The sequence below is a fragment of the Verminephrobacter aporrectodeae subsp. tuberculatae At4 genome, assembly GCF_000193225.1.
Taxonomy (GTDB): Bacteria; Pseudomonadota; Gammaproteobacteria; order Burkholderiales; family Burkholderiaceae_C; genus Acidovorax; species Acidovorax aporrectodeae.
The window spans coordinates 1-706 of sequence record NZ_AFAL01000858.1 but is presented as its reverse complement, the minus strand read 5'-3'; the positions used below and the strand labels follow the sequence as shown (position 1 = coordinate 706).

Sequence of the window (706 nt, the reverse complement as noted above, 5' to 3'; positions counted from 1 at the left end):
CGGCCGCAGCGCACGGCGGCCCCTTCAGGAGGTCGGCCCTCAGCATATGCAAACCCCGCCTTCCGCTTGGTTGGCAGGCATGTGCAAGGGTAGGCAGGTTCCTCATGCCACGTATCATATCGTGACAAACAGTGAGTTTTATGCCGATCGGGCAACCGGACCCGGCTTGATGGCCAAGGCCCTCAATGAACGGGCGGCTACGGAATCATCCAGCACCCGCTGGCGCGATCCCATGGTTTGCGTCATGGTCCCGCAGCGGAATCATGGGGTGGGTCTCAATCCCTGAGGGGCAGGACACTGATCCCAAGGCCCTCAGATCCAGAACCCGCCATGCGCCAGATCCGTCGCCTGCCCCACGATGGACAGCGGCATCTTCGCTGCGGCGCCGGGCGCGGTGATGACGCCGTTGGTCTTGCCGTCGGCGTCGAACGCCCGCCGTCGCTGATCTCGAAGTCCAGCCGCAGCTGCCCGCCTTCCATCGCCATCTTGCCGCCGTAAGGGCTGCTCGCCAAGTTGACCCAGGTGCCGGTGCTGTCCGGGAGCCAGTAGCCGTTGACGCCCAGCACCGGGTCCACGTACAGGCTGAACTTCTCGCTGCCGTGGCCCGTGGCCTGTGCTGCCTCGAAGCGGAGCAGACCGAGGGGCATTTCCATCCCCTTGGGCAATTCGGTGGGTGCGTTCTTTTGTTCCAGGTGGGTGATGCGTG

The 706-nt window shown here is 64.6% G+C and carries 1 pseudogene; it reads right to left on the bottom strand.

Annotated elements, in window-relative coordinates:
• Positions 1-275 precede the first annotated feature (275 nt).
• Positions 276-706, bottom strand: a pseudogene (locus VTU_RS34160) (hypothetical protein); the annotation flags it as partial.